The sequence below is a fragment of the Pseudomonas sp. 24 E 13 genome, assembly GCF_900004715.1.
Classification (GTDB): Bacteria; Pseudomonadota; Gammaproteobacteria; order Pseudomonadales; family Pseudomonadaceae; genus Aquipseudomonas; species Aquipseudomonas orientalis_A.
The window spans coordinates 20,361-27,232 of sequence record NZ_CVTO01000032.1 but is presented as its reverse complement, the minus strand read 5'-3'; the positions used below and the strand labels follow the sequence as shown (position 1 = coordinate 27,232).

Annotated in this window: 5 protein-coding genes; 1 reads left to right on the top strand and 4 read right to left on the bottom strand. The window is 61.7% G+C overall.

The window, feature by feature from the left end; translation table 11 throughout:
* Window positions 1-132 precede the first annotated feature (132 nt).
* Both tusA and rlmM read right to left on the bottom strand, forming a co-directional pair.
* The gene (gene tusA, locus BFP90_RS01420; protein ID WP_065895782.1) at window positions 133-378 is read right to left on the bottom strand and encodes a sulfurtransferase TusA; all 246 of its coding nucleotides are present in this window, start codon (window positions 376-378) and stop codon (window positions 133-135) included.
* A gap of 126 nt (window positions 379-504) precedes the next feature.
* Entirely contained in the window at window positions 505-1,581 is a 1,077-nt protein-coding gene (gene rlmM / locus BFP90_RS01415) for a 23S rRNA (cytidine(2498)-2'-O)-methyltransferase RlmM (protein ID WP_065895781.1), read from the bottom strand.
* Between the two features lie 191 nt (window positions 1,582-1,772).
* Here rlmM and acnA point away from each other — a divergent pair, with 191 nt between their 5' ends.
* Window positions 1,773-4,514 (top strand): aconitate hydratase AcnA, encoded by a 2,742-nt coding sequence (gene acnA, locus BFP90_RS01410; protein ID WP_065895780.1) that lies wholly within the window; start codon window positions 1,773-1,775, stop codon window positions 4,512-4,514.
* A 69-nt stretch (window positions 4,515-4,583) separates the two neighbouring features.
* Here acnA and BFP90_RS01405 read toward each other — a convergent pair whose 3' ends face one another.
* Together BFP90_RS01405 and cysK are read right to left on the bottom strand one after the other, a co-directional pair.
* Window positions 4,584-5,522: an aspartyl/asparaginyl beta-hydroxylase domain-containing protein gene (locus BFP90_RS01405; protein ID WP_065886324.1), complete on the bottom strand. Its 939-nt coding sequence runs from the start codon at window positions 5,520-5,522 to the stop codon at window positions 4,584-4,586.
* A gap of 250 nt (window positions 5,523-5,772) precedes the next feature.
* On the bottom strand, window positions 5,773-6,747 hold the full coding sequence (gene cysK, locus BFP90_RS01400; protein WP_065886323.1) for a cysteine synthase A: 975 nt from the start codon (window positions 6,745-6,747) through the stop codon (window positions 5,773-5,775).
* Between the last annotated feature and the right edge of the window lie 125 nt (window positions 6,748-6,872).

Below are 6,872 nucleotides of genomic sequence, written 5' to 3'. Positions count from 1 at the left end.
CACCGCGCTCACGCGCGCCCTGTAGGAGCGAGCTCGCTCGCGAAAAACCTGAGAACGCCTGGTTAAACCAGAAGCGCTGCGTGATCGTCAGCGTTTTTCGCGAGCAAGCTCGCTCCTACAGGGGTTCGGCGGTCAATCGGCTTTTTTGCGGATCCAGTAAAGGTACGTGCCGGCCTCTTCTTGTTGACTGACCAGTTCATGGTCAAGGAACACACAGAACTTGGGAATATCGCGGCGGGTCGACGGGTCGGTCGCGATCACCTTGAGCAGGCCGCCCGGCGGCAGGTCACGGATGTGCTGGTGCAGCATCATCACCGGCTCCGGGCAGTTGAGGCCGGTGGCGTCGAGGGTGCCGTCGACGGGCAATTCAAGACTCATACTTCACTCCTAAAACCAACCCGATCTCCTGTGGGAGGGGGCTTGCCCCCGATGACGGGGGCACATTCAACATCAATTTCGACAGTGATACCGCCATGGCAGGCAAGCCAGCTCCTACATTGGATATCAGTGTCTCTTGGGTTTCTTTACGTCCACCAACCGGCGCAAGTGGCACGTCACTTCCTCACGGTCGTGGTACAGCTGCTTGCAGCCGATTTCCACACGAATGCCTCGGGCCTTGAAGCCCTCTTCGATGCGCTCAAGCAAACGCTTCACTTCGGCATAGCGCTGTTTCATCGGCAACTTCAAGTTGACCACCGCCTCGCGGCAATGTCCCTCGCCGATCCAGGTTTCCAGCAACGCGGCGTTACGCGCGGGCTTCTCGACGATGTCGCACACCATCCAGTCCACCGGCTGCTTGGGCACGAAGGTGAAGCCGTCGGCCATCAAGTGCTGCACCAGGCCAGTGTCCATCAGGCTTTCGGCCATGGGGCCGTTGTCGATGGCGGTCACCAGCATGCCCCGGTTGACCAGCTGCCAGGTCCAGCCGCCGGGGGCCGCGCCGAGGTCGACACCGGTCATGTCACCGTGCAGGCGTTCGTCCCATTGCTCGCGGGGGATGAAATGGTGCCAGGCCTCTTCCAGCTTCAAGGTCGAGCGGCTGGGCGCGTCACGCGGGAATTTCAAGCGCGGGATGCCCATGGGCCACATTGCCGAGTTGTTCGACTCGGCCAGGCCCATGAATACTTCGCGGCCGCTCTTGAACGTCAGCAGCAGGCGCGGCTTGCTCGGGTCGTCCACCAGCCGGCCGGCGTTAAGCAAGGCTTTGCGCAGGTGCACTTCAAATTTCTTGCAGAAGTTCGACAGTTCCTTGCCGTCGTTGGTATCGACCATCTCCAGCCACAGGCTGCCGCACACCGGAAACGCGCGCAGGTGGGCGAGGATCACGCTGATGCGGTCGGTTTCCGGCAGGTCGATAAACACCCCGCGCGCCCACTGCCTTGGGAAGATCAGCTCGGCGAAGCGCTGGCCGTGCATCAGGCGCTGCGCGCCGTCTTCTTCAGTGCAGACAAATTCGGCGCAAGCGCTGCCGGTCTTGGCCTTGGCGTAGCCGGACACGTTCAGGCGCGCGGCGTGTTCCGCGATCTCGGAACAGACTTCGCCTTCAAAACCCGGGCGGCAGTGCATAAAAAGGGTGTTCAATTGAATCTCCTGGCAACTGGATTGCTCTATCGCAATACCTGTCATGAAAACGCGCGCATGATAGCCGAGTTCGGAACCTTGGACTCAGCGATAGAGTCCAGTTATTAGCCTGCTAATGAAAACAGCGCTAAGTTGAACGCTCTGTTCGTCCCGTCAGGTCCGTGGCCGTGCGGATCATAAGGAGTCATGTAATGTCATCCCTCGATAGCCTGAGAACCCTTAAGACACTGCAAATAGACAGCAAGACCTACCACTACTTCAGCCTGCCCGAAGCCGCCAAGAGCCTGGGTGACCTGGACAAGCTGCCGATGTCGCTCAAAGTGCTGCTGGAAAACCTGCTGCGCTGGGAGGACAACAAAACCGTCACCGGCACCGACCTCAAGGCCATCGCCGCCTGGCTCAAGGAACGCCAGTCCGACCGCGAAATCCAATACCGCCCCGCCCGCGTGCTGATGCAGGACTTCACCGGCGTGCCCGCCGTCGTCGACCTGGCCGCCATGCGCGCCGCAGTGGCCAAGGCCGGGGGCGATCCGCAGCGCATCAACCCGCTGTCGCCGGTGGACCTGGTGATCGACCACTCAGTGATGGTCGACAAGTTCGGCAACGCCGACGCCTTCGAGCAGAACGTCGATATCGAAATGCAGCGCAACGGCGAACGCTACGCCTTCCTGCGCTGGGGCCAGAGCGCCTTCGATAACTTCAGCGTGGTGCCACCGGGCACCGGCATCTGCCATCAGGTCAACCTGGAATACCTGGGCCGCACCGTGTGGACCAAGGAGGAAGACGGCCGCACCTACGCCTTCCCCGATACCCTGGTAGGCACCGATTCCCACACCACCATGATCAACGGCCTCGGCGTACTCGGCTGGGGCGTGGGCGGGATCGAAGCGGAAGCGGCGATGCTCGGCCAGCCGGTGTCGATGCTGATCCCGGAAGTGATCGGTTTCAAGCTCACCGGCAAATTGAAGGAAGGTATCACCGCCACCGACCTGGTGCTGACCGTGACCCAGATGCTGCGCAAAAAAGGCGTGGTCGGTAAATTCGTCGAATTCTATGGCGACGGCCTGGCCGATCTGCCCCTGGCCGACCGTGCCACCATCGCCAATATGGCGCCGGAATACGGCGCCACCTGCGGCTTTTTCCCGGTCGACGAGGTAACGCTGGACTACCTGCGCCTGTCCGGTCGCCCGGCAGAAACCGTCAAGCTGGTCGAGGCCTACACCAAGGCCCAGGGTCTGTGGCGCAACGCCGGCCAGGAGCCGATCTTCACCGACACCCTGGCCCTGGACATGGGCAGCGTCGAAGCCAGCCTCGCCGGGCCGAAACGCCCGCAGGACCGCGTCGCCCTGCCCAATGTGGGCCAGGCGTTCAGTGATTTCCTCGACCTGCAATTCAAACCCACCAGCAAGGAAGAAGGCCGCCTGGAAAGCGAAGGCGGCGGTGGCGTCGCCGTGGGCAATGCCGACCTGGTGGGCGAAGCCGACTACGAATACGAAGGCAACACCTATCGCCTGAAAAACGGTGCCGTGGTCATCGCCGCCATTACGTCGTGCACCAACACGTCCAACCCCAGTGTGATGATGGCGGCCGGGCTGCTCGCGAAGAAGGCCGTGGAAAAAGGCCTGACGCGCAAACCGTGGGTCAAGAGCTCGCTGGCGCCGGGCTCGAAAGTGGTCACCGACTACTACAACGCGGCCGGCCTCACTCACTACCTGGACACACTCGGTTTCGACCTGGTGGGCTACGGCTGCACCACCTGCATCGGCAACTCCGGGCCGCTGCCCGAGCCGATTGAAAAAGCCATTCAGAAAGCCGACCTCTCCGTGGCATCGGTGCTGTCCGGCAACCGCAACTTCGAAGGCCGTGTGCATCCGCTGGTGAAAACCAACTGGCTGGCCTCGCCGCCCCTGGTGGTGGCCTACGCGCTGGCCGGTACGGTGCGTATCGACATCAGCAGCGAGCCGCTGGGTAACGACCGGCAGGGCAACCCGGTGTACCTGAGGGACATCTGGCCCAGCAGCCAGGAGATCGCCGACGCGGTGGCCCAGGTCACCACGGGGATGTTCCACAAGGAATACGCCGAAGTCTTTGCCGGCGACGAGCAGTGGCAGGCGATCGAGGTACCGCAAGCGGCAACCTACGTGTGGCAAGCGGATTCCACCTATATCCAGCACCCGCCGTTCTTCGACGATATTGCCGGCCCGCTGCCGGTGATCGAAGACGTCAAGGGCGCCAACGTGCTGGCCCTGCTCGGCGACTCGGTGACCACCGACCACATCTCCCCCGCCGGCAACATCAAGACCGACAGCCCGGCCGGGCGTTATCTGCGCGAGCAAGGCGTGGAGCCACGGGACTTCAACTCCTACGGCTCACGTCGCGGCAACCATGAAGTGATGATGCGCGGCACCTTTGCCAATATCCGTATCCGCAATGAAATGCTCGGTGGCGAAGAAGGCGGCAACACGCTGTATATCCCCACCGGCGAGAAGATGGCGATCTACGATGCCGCCATGAAGTACCAGGCATCGGGCACACCGTTGGTGGTGATCGCCGGCCAGGAATACGGCACCGGTTCGAGCCGCGACTGGGCGGCCAAGGGCACCAACCTGCTGGGGGTCAAGGCGGTGATCGCCGAGAGCTTCGAACGTATCCACCGCTCCAACCTGGTGGGCATGGGCGTGCTGCCGCTGCAGTTCAAGCTGGACCAGAACCGCAAGGCGCTCAAGCTTACCGGCAAGGAGAAGATCGATATCCTCGGGCTGACCGATGCCGAGATCGAGCCACGGATGAACCTGACGCTGGTGATTACGCGCGAAGATGGCAGCAGCGAGAAGGTTGAGGTGCTGTGCCGGATTGATACCTTGAATGAAGTGGAATACTTCAAGGCCGGTGGGATCTTGCACTATGTGCTGCGCCAGTTGATCGCCAGCTAAAGATCGCTGCAGATCAAATGTGGGAGGGGGCAAGCCCCCTCCCACATTGATGGCATTCCAGATTTCAGATCAGCCGAACAGCCACTTCCACAGCAATACCAGGACCACCACCGCCAGCACCGGCCGCGCAATGCGGTAGGCCTTGGGGTGCTTGCGCTTCCACTGTTTGACCTGGCCGCTGAACTTGTCGCTGAAAGTCTTGCTCCAGGCATACGCCTGGTTGATCCCGCCCACGCGCTCGTCGTCGAGATTCTGCGGCGCGGTCGCGCGTCCCAGTTGCTTGCTGACCCAACGGTTGATGCGGGTCATCAGGCGATTGCTCAACGGTCGCTCGATGTCACAGAACAGGATCACGCGGGTCTTTTCAGTCTCGTTCTTCACCCAGTGCACGTAGGTTTCGTCAAACATCACGTCTTCACCGTCGCGCCAGGCATACACCTGGCCATCGACGAAGATGCGGCAGTCGTCGGAGTTCGGCGTGGACAGCCCCAGGTGATAGCGCAGGGAGCCGGCGAAGGGGTCACGGTGCGGGTTGAGGTGGCTGCCGCCGGGCAACAGCGCGAACATCGCGCCTTTCACGTTGGGAATGCTGCTGACCAGCGCCACGGTTTTCGGGCACAGGGCTTCGGCCGATGGCAGGGGTTTGTCGTACCATTTGAGGTAGAAGCGCTTCCAGCCTTTCTTGAAGAACGAGCCGAAACCGGCGTCGTTGTTCTTTTCGGCAGCGCGGATATAACCCTCGTCGAACAGGTGCATGGCCTCTTCGCGGATCACTTCCCAGTTGTCCTTGAGCACGTCCAGTTCCGGGAACTTGCTGCGGTCCAGGTAGGGCTTGGACGGCACTGCGGAAAACAGATACATCAAGGCGTTATACGGGGCGAACAGCGCCGAGTGGTTGACGAACTGACGCAACATCGGCAAACGGGCCTTGCCGCGCAGGTGCACATACAGCGTACTGCCGATAAACAGCAGCAACACCGACAGTTTGGCGGCCAAAGAAAAGGTCATGCAGCAACTCCTGAAAATAAGCGCCTGGCCAACAGCTTCCCGTCGCGGGGAAACCAGACGTAGCAGCCGGCCATGATAAACACTTGGCGCATTATGCAGAAGGCCCCTGCCGACCGGCTGACCTGGATCAACACGCCTCCCCCCTGTAGGAGCGAGCTTGCTCGCGAAGAACCTGAGAACGCCACGTTGAATCAGTAAACCCGCGTCATCGTTGACGTTCTTCGCGAGCAAGCTCGCTCCTACAGCCGATTCACGCCTGGTTTTCCTGGTCGGTGAACAGGTCACTGAACAGCATGCTCGACAGGTAACGCTCGCCCGAGTCCGGCAGAATCACCACGATGGTCTTGCCCTGCATTTCCGGTTTCTCAGCCAGGCGCACCGCCACGGCCATGGCGGCGCCGCAGGAAATGCCGCACAAAATGCCCTCTTCCTGCATCAAGCGCCGGGCCATGGCCTTGGATTCGTCGTCGGTGACCAACTCGACGCGGTCGACCATCGACAAATCGAGGTTTTTCGGCACGAAACCGGCGCCAATGCCCTGGATCTTGTGCGGGCTGGGCTTGATCTCTTCACCGGCCAGCGCCTGGGTAATCACCGGCGACACGGCGGGTTCCACCGCCACCGAGAGGATCGGCTTGCCTGCGGTGTGCTTGATATAGCGTGACACACCGGTGATCGTGCCGCCGGTGCCCACGCCCGCCACCAGCACGTCCACGGCGCCGTCGGTGTCGTTCCAGATTTCCGGGCCGGTGGTTTTCTCGTGAATGGCAGGGTTGGCCGGGTTTTCGAACTGGGCCGGCATAAAGTAGGTGCTCGGGTCGCCGGCGACGATTTCGCCCGCTTTGTCGATGGCGCCCTTCATGCCCTTGGCCGGTTCAGTCAACACCAGCTCGGCGCCGAGGGCCTTGAGCACTTTACGGCGCTCGATGCTCATGGACGCGGGCATGGTCAGCAGCAGTTTGTAGCCCCGTGCCGCCGCCACGAACGCCAGGCCGATGCCGGTGTTGCCGGAGGTGGGTTCGACAATGGTCATGCCCGGTTTAAGCTTGCCGCTGCTTTCCGCGTCCCAGATCATGTTGGCGCCAATGCGGCACTTGACCGAGTAGCCGGGGTTACGCCCCTCGATCTTGGCCAGGATGGTGACCCCGCGCGGTGCGATGCGGTTGATCTGCACCAGGGGCGTATTACCGATGGAGTGCGCGTTGTCTGCAAAAATGCGGCTCATGACGGGTCCTGTTTGGCAATGTCGGAAAGGCCCCAAGGGTATGCCTCGTGCCACTAGGCGTCCAGTCGCAGGAACGTTGCGCCGCTTGCAGCAGTCCATCTCCTACGAGCAAGGAGAACTGCCCC

Bases quoted from the DNA above. Each gene is read 5' to 3' on its own strand.
- tusA (WP_065895782.1), bottom strand. From the start codon at position 378: ATGAGTCTTGAATTGCCCGTCGACGGCACCCTCGACGCCACCGGCCTC.
- acnA (WP_065895780.1), top strand. From the start codon at position 1,773: ATGTCATCCCTCGATAGCCTGAGAACCCTTAAGACACTGCAAATAGAC.
- BFP90_RS01405 (WP_065886324.1), bottom strand. From the start codon at position 5,522: ATGACCTTTTCTTTGGCCGCCAAACTGTCGGTGTTGCTGCTGTTTATC.
- cysK (WP_065886323.1), bottom strand. From the start codon at position 6,747: ATGAGCCGCATTTTTGCAGACAACGCGCACTCCATCGGTAATACGCCC.